Source organism: Bradyrhizobium campsiandrae, assembly GCF_014529705.1.
GTDB classification, from domain to species: Bacteria; Pseudomonadota; Alphaproteobacteria; order Rhizobiales; family Xanthobacteraceae; genus Bradyrhizobium; species Bradyrhizobium campsiandrae.
Window position 1 is genome coordinate 33,314 of sequence record NZ_JAANIH010000037.1, and the last position, 15,941, is coordinate 49,254.

A 15,941-nucleotide genomic window follows, 5' to 3' on the forward strand; every position below is an offset into this window, starting at 1 on the left:
CCCAACCCCCCGGGGCGCAAGAACCAGACCGAACCGCCATCTCGTATGTCCAAGCCGATGTTTCCCGCTCTGGCCCAGTTCGTGGCCGCGACCGCCGGCCGCAACATGACCAAGGCGGCCTATGTGGCCGTGACCGTCGGGGTGCTCAGCATGGTGCTGCTGACGCTCAATCCGGCCTATGAGACGGCGCACCGCTGGGTCGATTTTCTGCTGTGGGCCTGCCTGGTCTACTTCGTGTTCGAATGGCTGGTCCGCCTACGCCACATGGCACGGCAGGGCCGGCTCGCCCTCTACATGACCTCATCCGCTGGGGTGGTTGATGCATTGGGGGCGCTGGCGGTGCCGGTCGCGCTGATTCTCGGCGCCGAGCCCAAGACGGCCTGGCTGCTCAGCGTGCTCTGGGTCTTGAAGGTGGTGCCGGGCATCCCCGGCCTGCGCCAGCTCCGGCGCGTGCTGGTGCTGGAATCGGGGCCGCTGGTCAGCGTGCTCGTGATCTTCCTGATGGTGGTGTTTCTCGCCTCCGTCGCTGAATATTTCCTCGAACGGGACGTGCAGCCGCAGACGTTCGGCAGCGTCCCTGCCGCGCTGTGGTGGGCCGTCGTCACCTTGACCACGACAGGCTATGGCGACGTCGTGCCGGTCACCCCGCTCGGCCGCATGGTCGCCGCATTGGTGATGATCTCCGGTCTCGGCGTGTTCGGCCTCTGGACCGGTATTCTGGCGACCGGCTTCGCCGCGGAAACCCGTCGCGACAATTTCCTCAAGACCTGGGAATCCGTCAGCAAGGTGCCGTTCTTCGCGGCGCTGGGCCCAGCGGCCATCGCCGACGTCACCCACATGCTGCGCACCATGGAGCTGCCGGCGCGCACCATGATCATCCGCAAGGGTGCACAGGGTGACTGCATGTATTTCATCGCCGCAGGCGAGGTCGAGGTCGACCTGCCCGGCAAGAAGGTTCAGCTCGGCGAAGGTGCCTTCTTCGGCGAGATGGCATTGCTCGGCAACAACATGCGCGGTGCCAATGTCTCGACCACGAAGGTGTCGCGGCTGCTGGTGCTCGACCTCGTCGACTTCCGCGTGCTGATGGCGCGGCATCCCGATCTCGCCGAGACCATCGATGCCGAAGCGAAGCGCCGCGCGCTCGAAAACAGGTAAAGGGAGACAAGAATGTCGGAGACCACCGACGCGGCAAGTAGCCCCGCGCTCGAAATCAGCAGCGCCCGCGCCACCATCCGCTTGAACCGGCCAAAACATCTCAACCGGCTCCAGCCGGAAGATCTCGGCGAACTGCTGAAACTGTTCGACCAGGTCGAGGCCGACCCTGATATCCGCGTGCTGGTGCTGACCGGCACGGGACGCGCCTTCTCGGCCGGCTATGACCTCAATTCGGTCGCCGAGCGCGCAGTGAGCGCCAACGAGCAACAGAGCGCGGGCTCGGCATTCGAGGTCGTCGTCAACCGCCTGGAGGATCTCGGCGTGCCGACGATCTGCCGGCTTAATGGCGGCGTCTATGGCGGCTCAACCGACCTCGCGCTCGCCTGCGATTTTCGCATCGGGGTCGATACCGCCGAGATGTTCATGCCGGCAGCGCGGCTGGGACTGCATTATTACCGGAGCGGCCTCAAACGCTACGTGACGCGGCTCGGCGTCGACAATGCGAAAAAACTGTTCCTGACGGCACAGAAGATCACCGCTCCGGAGATGCTGAGAATTGGCTATCTCACCGCCATGGTGCCGGTCGAATTCCTCGACGAAGAAGTCGACAAACTCGCCAATGTCCTCGCCGGCAACGCGCCGCAGGCGATGCGCGGCATGAAGCGCGCGATCAACGAATTCGCCCGCGGCGAACTCGACGAGGCCGCCGCCGACCAGCGCCATCGCGAGAGCATGCGCGGCGACGAGATCAAGGAAGGCATCAAGGCGTTCGCCGAGAAACGAGCACCGAGATTTTGATTCCTCCCGCCGTCCCAGGTCTGCGCCTACGATTGCCCGGGCGACAGCGGAGATTGAGGCACTTCCTCAGCCCCCCGCAGCTTTGGCATGCTGCACCGCCATCTCGTCATCCGCCGCATTGATCCGCTGGAACGCAGGCCGCGAGGTCATGCGCTCGGCATAGCGGACGAACACATCCTTCTTCGGCACGATGCCGAACATCATGGTCCAGCTCAATGCGACGCCCCACAGGACATCGGCGGCCGTCATGCGCTCGCCGAGCAGATACGGCCCCTTCGACAGCTGCGCCTCGAGCGCGCCCAGCATGGTGTCGTAATCTGCATAGGGTGACTGCGTGATCGGCGCGGGCTCGCGCTGCATGAACCTGTCGATCAAGGCAGGCTCGAACGACGAGCCATAATATGCGATCCAGCGCAGATATGGGCCACGCAACGGGTCGTTGAGCGCGGGCGTGAGCCCGGCCTGCGGGAAGAGGTCGGCGAGAAAAATGGTTATGGCGACCTGCTCGGTGATGAGTTCCCCGCGGTAATGAACCGCCGGCACTTTGCCGAGCGGGTTAATGGCGAGATAGGCGGACTGGCGCTGCTCGCCGGCTTTCATGTTGAGGACATGGAGATCATAGGGCGCTCCCAGTTCCTCCAGCAGCACTCGCGTGCCGGTGGCCCGGCTCTGCGGCGAATAATACAGCGTGATGCGGTTCGGATCGCTCATGGCGGGTCTCCTCGGGGCGGCTTTCGATGGCGCATCCTACCGAACCATACCTGACATCCTGTGTCAGGTATGGTTTAAGGGATCATGCGCGCGAGCCGAATGTTGTCGATCCTCACCACCCTGCAGGCCAAGGGGCAGGTCACGGCACCTGAGCTGGCTGAGGCCTGCGAGGTCTCGGTTCGCACCATCTATCGCGACATCGACGCGCTCGCGGCGTCCGGCGTTCCTGTTTATGCCGACCGCGGCGCGGAGGGTGGTTACCGCCTGCTCGATGGCTATCGCGTACGGCTGAACGGGCTGTCTCAAAGCGAAGCCGGCGCACTCTTCCTCGCCGGGCTCCCGGGGCCGGCAGCGGCGCTGGGACTGGACGCTGCGATGATCGCCGCACAGAACAAGCTGATGGCGGCGCTGCCGGCGAATTTGCGCGAAGACGCCGGCCGGATGCAGGAGCGCTTCCATCTGGATGCGCCAGGTTGGTTCGGCGAGGCAGAAAAGCCAGAGCATCTGCGCGCGATCGCTGGCGCGACCCTCCGCGGGACGCTGATCAAGATCCGTTATCACAGCTGGCGGGCCGAGAAGCAGCGCCATGTCGCCCCGCTCGGCCTCGTGCTGAAAGGCGGCAGCTGGTATCTCGCCGGTCAAGTCGATGGCAGCGTGCGCACCTATCGTGTCGCACGCGTGCTCGACTGCATCGCGCTCGATGAACATTTCGATCGTCCCACCAATTTCGACCTCGCTGCCTATTGGCAGGACGCAACGTTGCGGTTAGAGGCCGAGATGCACCCGAACGTCGCGGTCGTGCGGCTGTCGCCGTTCGGCGTGAAGCTGCTCGATGCACTGAGCCAGCCTTACGTCAAGGCGCGCACGCAAATTGAAGAGGCCGTTGATGCGGACGGCTGGCGTATCGCCAGGGTGCCGACGGGGAAAACCTCCTGGCATGCCGCAGCGGAATTGTTGCGGCTCGGACCAGAAGCCGAAGTGCTTGAGCCCGCGGACCTCCGCGAGAAGATGGCCGAGCTGACACGATCAATGGCGGCGCGTTATCGCGCGGCGCCGGAAGCCTGACGGCGGCGCATTCCGCCAACGCCCGCGAAACACTCTTGAAACACGATTCTCGTCCTGCTGCATGAACGCATTTGCGCGTCGTCTCGACCGAGGAGCAGGGACACAACAACGGCCTTTGCGCCACACTGGAGAATGAAGATGTTTCGTAAGCTTGCCCTTGGTCTGATCGCCGCAGGTTCGCTTGGCGCTGCCGCTCTCGCCCCCACCGCCGCTTCGGCTCACGGTTTTCACCATCACTGGGGTCCCGGCTGGGGCTTTGGTTATGGCGGCCTTTACGTCAACACCGGCATCAGCAACTGCTACCAGGAGCGCGTCGTCCAGACCCGCCACGGCCTGCGCGTGCGCGTCGTGAATATCTGCGGCTACGGAATCTACTGATACCGGTCGCTCTCGACAAAGCCCCGGCCGCCACGCGACCGGGGTTCGTCGTGTCAGCTCGCAAGAAGCGCCGTCTCTGGCATCACGCATTGCGGCGATCCGACCTGCTCGCCGGCTTGGGCATTACGTTGCGATATCCATCGCTCGGCGCGCGAGCGGCGCAGTGACGGCGCAAAGAAGAAGCCTTGTGCAACGTCGCAGCCGATCCGGCGAATGATGTCAAGCGCTTCCTGACTTTCGACCCCCTCGGCCACGACCTTCATGTTGAACGCCTTGGCCAACGCAACCGAAGCGTCGACGATCTTCATCATGTCGTCGTCGGCTTCGCAGCCTCTGATGAAGGACTGATCGATCTTGAGCTCGCTGAAGGGCAGCCGCGCCAGCGCCGCAAGCGACGAATAGCCGGTGCCGAAATCGTCGATCGCCGTGCCGATCTTCTTGATCCGCAGCCGCACCAGAATGTCGTTGGCGCGGTCGACGTCGGCCATCGCCGTGGTCTCGGTGATCTCCACCGTCAGCGCCGACGGAGGGATGTTTTCGCGGCGCAGGATCTCCTCGATCCGCTCCGGCAATCTCAGGTCCGACATCAGCGAGCCCGATATGTTGACGGCGATGGTGAAGCCTGGATTGCGCTCGATCAGCTTGCGCCCCTGCGACATCGCCGACGACAGCACACAATCGGTCACCTCGCGCATGAGGCCCGCTTCCTCGACAATCGGAATGAACACCAACGGCGAAACCATGCCGAATTCCGCGGTTCGCCAGCGCGCAAGCGCCTCCGCGCCGATGACCTTTCCAGTCTGAAGCGCGATCTTGGGCTGGAATTCCACAAAGAATTCGCCGTCGGCGAGGCCGCGCGCGATTCTGTCGGGCGTGATCTGCAGCAAGGGCGAGACGGACGTTGTGGCCAGCGGCGAACGCTGCGGCAATTCGAGCGCTTTGCGCAGGCGGTTGAGATCGAGCGGCTTGGTCAGGCAGCCGCCGATGGGCAGCTTCAGGCCGTTCGCGACCCGGCGGGTCGCCTTCATGATGCGATCGTCGCAACCGCTGATGATGACGATCGACATCGCCTGGAGGTTTCGCTCGGCGACAAAGCGCAGCAGTTCCACGCCATCCCGCTCGCCGAGCGACAGATCGAGCGCCATGATCTCGAAAGTATCGCGCGCCAGGAGTTCGGTAGCAGCCTCGAAGGACGGAGCGACGACAGTGTCATAGCCGAGCTTCGCTCCGATCTTGCTGATCAGGACCCGCTGGACCAGATCGTCATCGACCACCAGAAGACGGCTTCTCGTCGTACTCATTGCCAATCTCTCCTGTCATCGACGGCGCTGATCCTTCGAAGCTAGAGCAGCGGGCTCACCCCGCAGTGAATACAAGACGGCTAAAACTTTCTCGATTGGGAAGAACTTGTTAGCCACGTTTCGGCGAGCGATAAACGATTGATTTTCATCGATTTTTCCGCGCCTCCTGGCAGCGACGCGGCAGGCGGTATCAGAATGATCCAGCCGGTCTGCGTGTGCGATGAACGCGCGGTAAAGGTGCCTATCGGAAGCCGGCAAATGCTCGCCAAGCTCCAGGCAGGCGCAGTAAGCGAATGTCCGACTAGCCAATCGACCGATGCTGGCGAAACCAGGCCCAGGTCTCACGCGTCGTTCTGATGTAGCCGCGACCGCGATAGACGATCTCGCCATCGACGATCCCGTTCAGCCGCGGCAGGGCGTGAAACGGGATCGAAGGATAGGCGTGGTGCTCGACGTGGTACGGCATGTTCCAGGCGATCCATTTGACGATCGTGCCGGTATAGGTGGTGCGGGTGTTCTGGAACGCGCTGCGGGTGCGATCGCAACCGGTGTGTTCGGCGTAGAGATAGGGCCGCAGGAAGAGTTGCCCGATCAACAGCGGCACGATCCAGACCCAAAGCAGCAGCGCTGAGGAGAACCAGAGTGAGAGGGCCAGCAGCAGTACATAGAGCGCACCATAGGTGCGCGCCTCGCGCACGATGACGCTACGCTTGTTCCCGGGGATCCAGGGCACGACGACCTTGCCGGTGGCGGCATGGCCGAGCATCAGCCAGAGGCGGCCGGCGACCTGGAGCAGGCCACTATAGGCGATCGCAAGCTGCGTGTCGGATTTTGGCCTCACGCCGACGATCAGTTCCGGATCCTTTTCGGGATCCTGGGTGTAGCGATGGTGATCCCAGTGAAACAGGCAATAATATTCGTAAGGAAGACCGATGATGAAGGCCGAGAGATAGCCGACAGCGAGATTGAGGCCACGGCTTCTGAACGCCGTCTTGTGAGCGGTCTCGTGCACCGCCATGAACAGGAAGGCGGTGAGATAGCCCTGCGCCACCATGAGCGGCAGCGCCCAGACGATTCCATAGCGTGAAGACACCATCCAGATCAACGCGCCGACCAGCGCAATCATTCCATAGTGACCGAGGCTCTGTGCGGCCCCCCTGAGGTTCGAGCGCACCGACAATTCGCGCAGCATGGCCGGGCTCAACGGCTTCAGGCGATGGCCGGCTTCTGAAACAGTCGCGTCAGTCATGGTCGGGACCTATCCTATTTGTCGAGCAGGGCTGCGATCTCGGCCTTGAGGAAGGCCAGGTCACGCGGATTATTGACGGGGTTACCAGCGCGATGGCCATGCAGCGATGGAATCGGATGCAACACGGCTGATTTCGCGTTGACCAGCCTGCCAAGCTCGTCCTCGTTATCGCGAACGTCGAAATAGCGATCGGTCACGCCAGGCAGCAACAGCATATGTGCCTTGATTGTGGTCAACGCCCGGTCGAGATCGCCGCCGAAGGCCGCGCAGCGGCTGATGTCGCCGCGCTGCCAGATGCCAATTTGCGCCAGGAGATCGTTGGCATCGCGGCGTGCGAAGGTCATGTCCCAGGCGCGGACGAGATAGTCTTCCAGCGACGTGAAGCCCGCCTCACGCCACAGCTCCTCGCGATAGAATCCGTGAGACATCGCCCAGCCGGCGTAGACGCGCCCCATGGCGCGATAGCCGGCGACAGGCCTTTCGACGAAGCGGCCATCGCGGAAGGCGGGATCTCCGGTCAACGCTGCCTTCACACTTTCGAGGAAGACATAGTTGTAGGGCGCGCAGCGCGCGCTGCCGCAGACGACCGCAGCACGCTCGACCATCTCGGGATGCAGAGCCGCCCAGTGATAGGCCTGCATGCCGCCCATCGACCAGCCATAAACCAACGCGAGCTTGGTAACGCCGAAGCGCTCGGTCAACAGGCGATGCTGAATGCCGATGGCGTCGTGATAGGTGACGTCCGGGAATGGCGTACCGTCGGAATTTGATGGCGAAGAAGACAGGCCGTTGCCGAACAGGTTCGGGATGACGATGAAATAGCTGGCAGGATCCAGCACGCCATCGGGGCCAATCAGCCATTCGGTCTCGAAGTGCTGCGCGCTGAATGATGTCGGATAGAGGACGACGTTATCCCTCGCCTGATTCAGCGTGCCATAAGTCTTGTAGGCGAGCTTCATCGCGGGGAACACGACACCGGATTGGAGCGTGACGTCGCCGGCTTCGAAAATCTCGTAGTCGCGCTGCCCGCTCATGCATCCAGCTCCCGCTCACACGGCCGCAGGATGCGCCCGCCGCGACAACGATGCATCGATCGTGCCGAACCAGTAAACGCATCATTGCACCGCGATCATTAAGTGTACTATTAGTACACTTAACCGACCAAGGCAAGGGAGAATGCAACGGTCGCCCTGCTCAAGCGATGGCCGCGACGTATCGCTCCACCGACTTCGCAAAGGCCGCCTTTGCGCCTGAGGCGATGTTGCGCCCCCACCAGGCGCCGTAGATGCGGTCGAAGGCGAGCGGCTCGACGGCATCAGCAATCCGTCGCACCGCGGCAGCGTTCAGCGGCATGTAGTTGGGATAGGAATACATGAAGCTGACAAAGCGACGGTCCATCGTCACCTGCGCGATGTCTCCGGTGAGCAGCGCGCCTTTTTCCTCCGCGCCGCGCGCGTGATGCAGCATGGTGGCGCCGGCGAAATGACCGCCGGTGCGAAGCAGCAACACATCATTCGAGATGCGATGCTGATCGCCGGTCCAATGCACGATCGACGGATGCGGACGCGTCACCCATTGGCGGTCATCGACATGAAGATAGACCGGCGCGCCGTCAAAGGCGTCGCTCCAGTCGGCGACCGCGCCATAATAATGCGGATGCGAGATCGCGATCGCCGTCAGGCCGCCACGAGATTTGACATATGCGATCGCTTCCGCTGTCGCGAGCGGGATGCAGTCCCACATCACGCATCCCGCTCCGTCGGGCACGAGCAGCGCGCGCTGGCCGATCGCAAAGCTCGGCTCGAGCGCGATGCCGGTGAGGCCGAGATCGTCGCGCCAGACAAGACGGTGGCGTTCGGCAAGGGTCTCGCGGGCCAGGAAGGCCTGCCCTTTCCAGTTCACATATTGCCGCTCGTCTTCGCAGATCGGGCAGGATGCGGGCGGCTTTTCATTGTCCGGAAATTGGGCGCCGCAGGTTTCACAGATCCAGAGGGGCATGGCTGTCATCCTGAAGACAGGTCGAGATTCGGGACGTGGCATCGCGATCCTGGCACCGCAAGTGCCGAGGAACCATCGCGATAAGCGCAGGTTACTTTCGGGTCCGCCCCGGCGCAATTGGCCGGTTCTGTCAGGCAGTTTGCATGAGACCACTGCGATCTGCAGCGTCACGCCAAGCGTATCGATGACATCGCGCCCCTTCCGCATCTGGCCTCTGTTCGCCGTCAACTTCTTCATGGCGGACATGCAGTCCGGCATCGGGCCGTTCGTCGGCGTGTTCCTTCAGGAACGCGGCTGGGCCACGGGCCTGATCGGCACTGCGCTGACGATTGGCAATGTCGCAGGCATGCTGGTCACGACGCCGATCGGCGGATTCATCGATTCCAGCCGTAACAAGCGGCTGTGGGTCGTCATCCCAGGCATCTGCGTGGTGCTGGCGTCCGCCATTATCCTGATCTCGCAGAATTTCTGGGCGGTGACGGTCTCGCAGGTCGCGCAGTCCCTGGCGAGCGCGGCGATCGTTCCGGCGGTCACCGGCATCACTCTCGGTGTCGCCAAACAAAAAGGCTTCAATGCACTGAACGGGCGCAACCAGGCGTTCAACCATGCCGGCAACATGGTCGGGGCGGCACTGTCAGGCTATCTCGGCTACGTCTTCGGCTATGTCGCCGTGTTCGTGCTCGCGGCCGTGTTCGGGGCCATCGCGATCGCCTGCGTGCTGATGATTCCCGCCAAGGCCATCGACGATCGTCAGGCCCGCGGCAGCAGGGAGGATGAAAGCAAGAATCCGCCGGATGCCATGTCCGTTCTCCTGAAGCACAAGCCCCTGTTGGTGCTGGCGCTTGCGCTTGCCATCTTCCACCTCGGCAACGCCGCGATCGTTCCGCTCTACGGTCTTGCAGCGGTCGCGCAAGGACAGGCCAATGGTCCGAGCTTCGTTGCGACCACGGTCGTTATTGCACAGGGCGTCATGGTCGTGACTTCGCTGCTGGCCATGCAAATCGCGGGAAAGCGCAACTACTGGCCGGTGATCCTGGCATCCTTCGCATTTCTGCCGATCCGGGGCGTGCTGGCGTTTTTCATCACGGGATGGTGGGGCGTCGTTCCCATGCAGGTGCTCGACGGCATCGGCACCGGATTGCAGACAGTCGCGGTCCCCGGCATGGTCGCGCGCTCGCTCGACGGCACCGGCCGCATCAATCTCGGTCAGGGCGCCGTGATCACGGTGCAGGGCATCGGCGCGAGCCTGAGCCCCGCGCTCGGCGGCTGGATCGCGCAATGGATCGGCTACGGCCCGACTTTCCTGTTGCTCGGCGGCTTCGGGCTGGCGTCAACCGCCCTGTGGCTGGCGTTCGGCGCGCACGTGAAGAAGTATTGACGCCTCTACTCACGTCGCCAAATTCTTCTGCACCGCCTTGTCGGGCGTGTCACCGCCGACGAAACGCTGGCGCAGCTCGCGCTTGAGCAGCTTGCCGCTCGGGTTTTTTGGCAGGCTATCCACGAAGATCACGCGCTTCGGCACCTTGAAATGCGCCATCTGGCCGGCGCAATGCTGGATGACGGTGTCCTCATCGAGCTTCTCTCCTGTCTTGACCACGACGATGGCCGTGACCGCCTCTATCCAGCGCGGATCAGGCAGGCCGACGACAGCAACCTCGGAGACCGCGGGAATGCGATAAATCATTTCCTCGACCTCGCGGCTGGCGACGTTCTCACCGCCGGTCTTGATCATGTCCTTGACACGATCGACCACGGTGATGTGCCCCTCTTCGTCGACGGTGGCGAGATCGCCGGAGTGAAACCAGCCGCCCGTGAACGCGGCCGTGGTCTTGACGGGATCGTTGTAGTAGCCCGAGAGCAGATGCGGCGAGCGATGCACGATCTCGCCGACCTCACCGACCTTCACATCTTCCATCGCCGTGTTGACCACGCGGGTCTCGACATTGACCACAGGCTTGCCGGCCGATCCCGCCTTGCGGAGCTGGTCCTCGGGACGCAGCACGGTCGCCAGCGGCGCGATCTCGGTCTGACCGTAGAAATTCCAGAATTTTACGTTTGGCAGGCGGCGCTGAAGCTCGAGCAGGACTTCGACCGGCATGATCGAGGCGCCGTAATAGCCCTTCTGAAGGGTGGACAGGTCGGTTTTCTCGAAGTTCGGCGAGCGCAGCATCGCAATCCAGATCGTCGGCGGCGCGAAGAAGGAGGTGATCTTGTGCGACTGGATCAGCGCCAGGATGTTGTCGGCGGTCGGCTTGCCCGTGACAACGCCGGAGGCCCCGAGATAGATTTGCGGGCCCAGAAACACGTCGAGCTGGGCGCAATGATAGAGCGGCAGCGCGTGCAGGAATTTATCCTCGGCGGCCATGCCCCCGTCGATGATGCAGCTGACATATTGCCACATCACGGCCTCATGAGTGAGCATCGCGCCCTTGGGGAGCGATTCCGTGCCGCTGGTGTAGACGATCTGGGCGAGGTCGCGGCTGTCTACGGACGCGTCGAGGGCCGAACCATCGGCATCGAGGAGATCGTCGAAGGTGGTGATGCCGGCCGGGGCCGTGGCCGGATCTTCGCCGGGCAGCCAGATCATCCTCTCGACGGCGCAATCTTTCGCGCTTGCGGCCTTCGCAGCCCCGACAAAATCCGGTCCGGTCGCAAGCAGCTTCGCGCCCGAGCTCCTCAGGATGAAATTGATCTCGTCCGGATTGAGCATGAAGTTGATCGGCACTAGCACGGCGCCGATCCGGGCCAATGCGAAGCGAAGCGCGGCAAAGGCATGCGAGTTGCGCGACAGCACGGCGACACGATCGCCCTTCCTGACGCCGAGCCCGATCAGGCCGCGCCCGAGTCGATTGCAGATCACCTCCATCTCGGCAAAGGTCCAGCTCACGCTGCCGCAGCTTACCGCGAGCTTGTCCGGCGCGCGGCCCGCCGAGCGGCGCAGGAGATCGCCGATCGAATGTTCGCGCGCTTTCGAGATTGTGGCTGCAATGTCGCCGGTCATGGGTCCCTCCGTGCGGGGTCTTGATTGTTCGATTTCTGGTTTGAAATCTTGCGTCTTGTGGGCTTGGGGGATCGGGCCGAGCCGCGTGGGCGAGCTCGCCGTCACGACGAACGCTGGCGCGGCCCCGCGTGTTGAGAGTTCGCTAACGGCGCCGCAAGTCCGACGGGCTGTGCCCAAACTTCCTGCGAAACACCGTGCTGAAATACGACGATGAGCTGAAGCCCAGCTGATAGGCAACCTCGGTGATCGACAGGGACCGTAACTCGGGACGCGTCAAGACGTCGTAACAACGCTGAAGCCGGCGATCCAAAATCCATTCGGACACCGAGACATCGGTGAGCCGGAAGAGATAGTGCAGGTGCCTGAGCGAGACGCCATTGCTCTTCGCGATCCGCTCCAGCGACAGATCGGCGTCGGTCAGGTGCGCTTCGATCCAGGCCTTGACCGAGCGCAGGCGGGCCTGCTGGGCGCTCGCGTCCTCGGAGAATTCATCCCGATCGCCCATATCGAGCGTCAGGGCCAGCACATCCATCAGTTCGCAGCCAAGGCGTGTCCTGGCAGCCTCGTCCAGGGACGCGCCTTCCGCGGCGAGCGTTGCGCAGAATTCGGCGGCGATCCGCCCAAGACCGCGGCTCGTCGCCATCGTGGTCACGACCGGCAGCCGCCCCTCGCTGAAGCGGGCTGAAAACTCCTTGCGTGGAATCTCGAGATAGAGCGACCGGACCTTGCCGACGCATTCAAGATCATAGGCTTCAGACGCCGAAAAAATTGCGCCAACGCCCGGATTCGACAGCAAGGTCTGGCCGGCCTGGAGCACATTGACCCGGCCCTGCTGAACGAATTCGACGTAGTAACAATCCTTGTCGAGTCTTGCGATGTGCCGCTCGCGCCGCGAGATGCGCTGCTCCGACAGCAGCACATCCGTCATCGTGACTGCACCGAAATGCGCCTCGCGGATGAAGCCGTGATAGTCGGATCGCTCCTCGGCATTCACCTCGACATGGACGTAGACATCGCAGATGGCGCCTTGCCAGGCGGCATATCGTTTCGACGGCTCCAGATCGTCTGTCGAGAATACCAGGTTCATCGTCCGCCCGCCCGTCAAACAGCCATGATGAACGCCGTTTGTGCATCGCACAATCCGGCCTGTTGGCGGGATTCTAGATAGCCGCCGCCTACACGCAAGACCGGTTTGCGCGGACAAGCAAAAGCTTTGCGCTCCGGAGCAAGCGGGCCGCGGGCATGTGGCCTATGAAGAACAAAAATTGGTCGACGAGCCAGGCAGGAAACGTTCGCTTGCGTCAGGACAGATCAGCTGCTGCGCAATTCGCCGTGCCGCTTGAATGGCGGTGTCCGTGAGCACGACCTCGCCCCCACTGATCACGACGCGGTTCACGCGGCCGATTGAGACCATCGCCGATATTGAGGCGCTGGAACGGTTGCCCTACGATTCCCTCATCCCTGCCCGCAATCTGCATGATCTGTTCGAGGCCACCGCGCGCCTGCATCCCGATAGGCCCGCACTGACGGTCCTGATCAAGGGCTCGCGCGAGCCCGGCGATGTCACGCTGACACATCGGCAATTGCGCGCGAACATTACGCGCGCGGCAAACCTCTTCCGGTCGCTCGGCATCAACGCGACCGGAGGTACGGTCGCGTTTCTCAGCCCGATCCTGCCGCAGCTCTTCCCGGCTTTGCTCGGCGCCCAGATCGCGGGCGTCGCCAGTTCGATCAACTATCTCCTGAACGAAGATGCGATTGCCGATCTGCTCGAGGCACAGAACGCAACCGTTCTCGTGGTTGCTTCCGAAGCCGCCGACCGCACGATCTGGACCAAGGCGGCCAATGTCGCGGGCCGTGTCGCCTCGCTCAAGACAATTGTCGTGATGGGCGCGAACGGGCCCCTGACTGGCCCCGCCCTCAGCTTCGACGAGGCGATTGCGACGATGCGCGACACCATGGACTTCGCGCCATCGCAGGATCGCGACACGGTCTGTGCGCTTTTCCACACCGGCGGCACGACCGGACGGCCCAAACTCGTCCGCCTGACACATGGCAACCAGATCCATGCCGCCTGGAGCTTCGCGCAGGTGCATGGACTGGATGAGCTGGACGCCGCCGTCAGCGGCTTCCCGCTGTTTCACGTCGGCGGCACCATGACCGTTGGCCTGTCGATACTGGCGGCTGGCGGCCACGTGATTATTCCTTCGCCCTACAGTCTCAGAAGCCCGGATGCGATCCGCGACTATTGGCATACGGTCGAGCGGTTTGGCGCGACCATCGTCAGTGGCGTGCCGACCTCGATCGCGGCGCTGGCCGAAGTGCCGATCGGTTCATCCGATGTCAGGTCCGTTCGCATGGCCCTTACCGGCGGGGCCGTGGCGCCGAAAGCCGTCAGCGAAAGGTTTCAAGCCCGGACCGGAATCACGCTATTCGAAACCTACGGCATGACGGAGACCGCGGCGGCGATCGCGTTCAATCCAGGCCGCGGCAGACCCGTGCAGGGCAGCGTCGGCTTCAGGGCGCCGTTTGCACAGACGAAAATCGTCGCGCTTGATGATACCGAACTCAGCACGGAGTGCCCGCCGCTCACCAGCGGCCTCGTTCTCGTCAGGGGACCGCAGGTGTTTCCGGGCTATCTCGATCCCCGGCACAACAAGGGCGCGCTCACTGATGATCATTGGATTGTCACAGGCGATGTTGGCTACCTCACCACCGACCAGCGGCTGGTGCTGACGGGCCGCGAGAAGGACCTGATCGTCCGCAGCGGCCACAACATCGACCCCGCTGCGATCGAGGACGTTGCGAATACGTTCCCGGGTGTCCAGATGAGTTCGGCCGTCGGCATGCCGGACGCCTACGCCGGCGAGGTGCCTATTCTGTTCGTCGTTCCGTCTCCCGGAAAAATCATCGACCTTCCGCAGCTATGCGAGCATCTCGAGCGCAACGTCAACGAGCCTCCTGCCAGGCCAAAGCGCGTCGTGCTGCTCGAGGCCCTTCCCGTGACCGCGGTCGGCAAGATATTCAAGCCCACGCTTCGTGACCTCGCTATCCAGGAGAAAGTCAGGACTGAGATCGATCGCATCTTCGGTCCGGACACCAAGGCGGACATTGTCGTCGACAAAGACGCCAGGTTGACTACGCTGGTCACCGTTTCGATCGTCTGCAACGACCAGGACCGAGTGAAGGCGCTCACCGAGAGCCTGACACCGCTTCCACAGACCTACCGTATCGAGACCCGATCGTCATAACGGGCCCGCAGAGGCCGAGGTCGAAGAAAGGCAACGAGGGGATGAAGCGCTTCCGATTCAATCAACAAGAGATCGTCTTCGCCGTCTTTGCGTTGCTATTCCTCGTCTTCTCGATCTTCCTGAATGGTTTCCTGACGGCCGAGAACATGCTGACGCTGCTCCAGAACGTGGCGGTGCTCGGCATCCTCGGCCTTGCCATGGCGATCGTCGTGATCGGCCGCGGCATCGACATCTCGCTGATCGCGGCCCTTGCCGTGCCGCCGGGGCTGGTGCTGCAGATGGTGCAGAACGGCCATTCGCTGCCGTTCTCGCTGCTGATCGCGGTGCTGCTCACGATTGCCTTTGGCCTCGTCAATGGCTGGTTGATCGCCTATGCCGAGGTGCCGTCGCTGTTTGCGACGCTCGCAACGGGGCTGTTGCTCGCCGGCCTCGGGCAAGCCGCCCTGTTCCAGCTCGACGTCGTGCAATGGAGCCCGGCCATGGACGGCTTCGAACGGCTGGGACAAGGCACCATTCTCGGCATTCCCACCTCCATCGTGATGTTCGCAATCGCCTGCATCGTGGTTGCCTTTCTGCTGCGCCAGACCCGCTGGGGCGCCTATATCTATGCGATCGGCGACAATCCCTATGCCGCCCGTGTCACCGGAATTCCCTCCCGCCCGATCATCGTGCTGCAATATGTGATCGCCTCATTGATCGGCTGCTTTGCCGGTCTGGTCATGGCCGCGTCCGTCAATTCGATGCCAACCCGGGTCTTCAATTCGACGCTGATCTACGACGTGATCCTGGTGGTCGTGCTGGGCGGCATCGGGCTGTCAGGCGGCCGAGGCGGCGTGCTGAACGTCATCATCGGCACGCTGCTGATCGGCACCATGCTCAACGGAATGACCATCATGGACATCTCCTATGCCGGACAAAATCTCATCAAGGGCGTGGTCCTGCTGCTCGCCGTCATCACGGACTCCTTCCTGAATCCGCGCAACGAAGAAACGGCACAGCAAGGCGACATCTGAACGACCGACAAGAACGACGAC

General features: G+C 62.9%; 14 protein-coding genes. 7 read left to right on the top strand and 7 right to left on the bottom strand.

Annotated features, from left to right (window positions below; all coding sequences use genetic code 11):
* Nucleotides 1-45 precede the first annotated feature (45 nt).
* The gene (locus G8O24_RS25345) at nucleotides 46-1,155 is read left to right on the top strand and encodes a cyclic nucleotide-gated ion channel (protein ID WP_188104130.1); all 1,110 of its coding nucleotides are present in this window, start codon (nucleotides 46-48) and stop codon (nucleotides 1,153-1,155) included.
* 12 nt (nucleotides 1,156-1,167) lie between these two features.
* A complete protein-coding gene (locus G8O24_RS25350) occupies nucleotides 1,168-1,953 on the top strand; it encodes an enoyl-CoA hydratase/isomerase family protein (protein ID WP_188104132.1) in 786 nt (261 codons plus the stop codon).
* A 66-nt stretch (nucleotides 1,954-2,019) separates the two neighbouring features.
* Here G8O24_RS25350 and G8O24_RS25355 read toward each other — a convergent pair whose 3' ends face one another.
* A complete protein-coding gene (locus G8O24_RS25355) occupies nucleotides 2,020-2,664 on the bottom strand; it encodes a glutathione S-transferase family protein (protein ID WP_188104134.1) in 645 nt (214 codons plus the stop codon).
* Between the two features lie 84 nt (nucleotides 2,665-2,748).
* Here G8O24_RS25355 and G8O24_RS25360 point away from each other — a divergent pair, with 84 nt between their 5' ends.
* Nucleotides 2,749-3,729 carry a helix-turn-helix transcriptional regulator gene (locus G8O24_RS25360; RefSeq protein WP_188104136.1) on the top strand — a complete coding sequence of 327 codons (981 nt, stop codon included), beginning with the start codon at nucleotides 2,749-2,751 and terminating at the stop codon, nucleotides 3,727-3,729.
* A gap of 138 nt (nucleotides 3,730-3,867) precedes the next feature.
* Nucleotides 3,868-4,107, top strand: coding sequence for a hypothetical protein (locus tag G8O24_RS25365; RefSeq protein ID WP_188104138.1), 240 nt, complete (start codon nucleotides 3,868-3,870; stop codon nucleotides 4,105-4,107).
* 53 nt (nucleotides 4,108-4,160) lie between these two features.
* Here the strand turns inward: G8O24_RS25365 and G8O24_RS25370 are convergent, their stop codons facing one another.
* The 4 genes from G8O24_RS25370 to G8O24_RS25385 form a co-directional block, all read right to left on the bottom strand.
* Entirely contained in the window at nucleotides 4,161-5,408 is a 1,248-nt protein-coding gene (locus tag G8O24_RS25370) for an EAL domain-containing response regulator (protein ID WP_188104140.1), read from the bottom strand.
* Between the two features lie 301 nt (nucleotides 5,409-5,709).
* Nucleotides 5,710-6,657 carry a fatty acid desaturase gene (locus tag G8O24_RS25375; RefSeq protein WP_188104141.1) on the bottom strand — a complete coding sequence of 316 codons (948 nt, stop codon included), beginning with the start codon at nucleotides 6,655-6,657 and terminating at the stop codon, nucleotides 5,710-5,712.
* 14 nt (nucleotides 6,658-6,671) lie between these two features.
* Complete coding sequence (locus G8O24_RS25380) at nucleotides 6,672-7,691, bottom strand: alpha/beta fold hydrolase (protein ID WP_188104142.1); 1,020 nt, start codon at nucleotides 7,689-7,691, stop codon at nucleotides 6,672-6,674.
* A 160-nt stretch (nucleotides 7,692-7,851) separates the two neighbouring features.
* Nucleotides 7,852-8,655: an MBL fold metallo-hydrolase gene (locus tag G8O24_RS25385; RefSeq protein WP_188104143.1), complete on the bottom strand. Its 804-nt coding sequence runs from the start codon at nucleotides 8,653-8,655 to the stop codon at nucleotides 7,852-7,854.
* A 184-nt stretch (nucleotides 8,656-8,839) separates the two neighbouring features.
* Here G8O24_RS25385 and G8O24_RS25390 point away from each other — a divergent pair, with 184 nt between their 5' ends.
* Nucleotides 8,840-10,033: an MFS transporter gene (locus G8O24_RS25390; protein ID WP_188104144.1), complete on the top strand. Its 1,194-nt coding sequence runs from the start codon at nucleotides 8,840-8,842 to the stop codon at nucleotides 10,031-10,033.
* A 9-nt stretch (nucleotides 10,034-10,042) separates the two neighbouring features.
* Here the strand turns inward: G8O24_RS25390 and G8O24_RS25395 are convergent, their stop codons facing one another.
* Together G8O24_RS25395 and G8O24_RS25400 are read right to left on the bottom strand one after the other, a co-directional pair.
* Nucleotides 10,043-11,656 carry an acyl-CoA synthetase gene (locus G8O24_RS25395; RefSeq protein WP_188104145.1) on the bottom strand — a complete coding sequence of 538 codons (1,614 nt, stop codon included), beginning with the start codon at nucleotides 11,654-11,656 and terminating at the stop codon, nucleotides 10,043-10,045.
* 142 nt (nucleotides 11,657-11,798) lie between these two features.
* Complete coding sequence (locus G8O24_RS25400) at nucleotides 11,799-12,743, bottom strand: helix-turn-helix domain-containing protein (RefSeq protein ID WP_188104146.1); 945 nt, start codon at nucleotides 12,741-12,743, stop codon at nucleotides 11,799-11,801.
* A gap of 268 nt (nucleotides 12,744-13,011) precedes the next feature.
* Here G8O24_RS25400 and G8O24_RS25405 point away from each other — a divergent pair, with 268 nt between their 5' ends.
* Together G8O24_RS25405 and G8O24_RS25410 are read left to right on the top strand one after the other, a co-directional pair.
* Nucleotides 13,012-14,907: an AMP-binding protein gene (locus tag G8O24_RS25405; protein WP_368736615.1), complete on the top strand. Its 1,896-nt coding sequence runs from the start codon at nucleotides 13,012-13,014 to the stop codon at nucleotides 14,905-14,907.
* A 41-nt stretch (nucleotides 14,908-14,948) separates the two neighbouring features.
* Nucleotides 14,949-15,920 (top strand): ABC transporter permease, encoded by a 972-nt coding sequence (locus G8O24_RS25410; RefSeq protein ID WP_188104148.1) that lies wholly within the window; start codon nucleotides 14,949-14,951, stop codon nucleotides 15,918-15,920.
* Nucleotides 15,921-15,941: the final 21 nt, after the last annotated feature.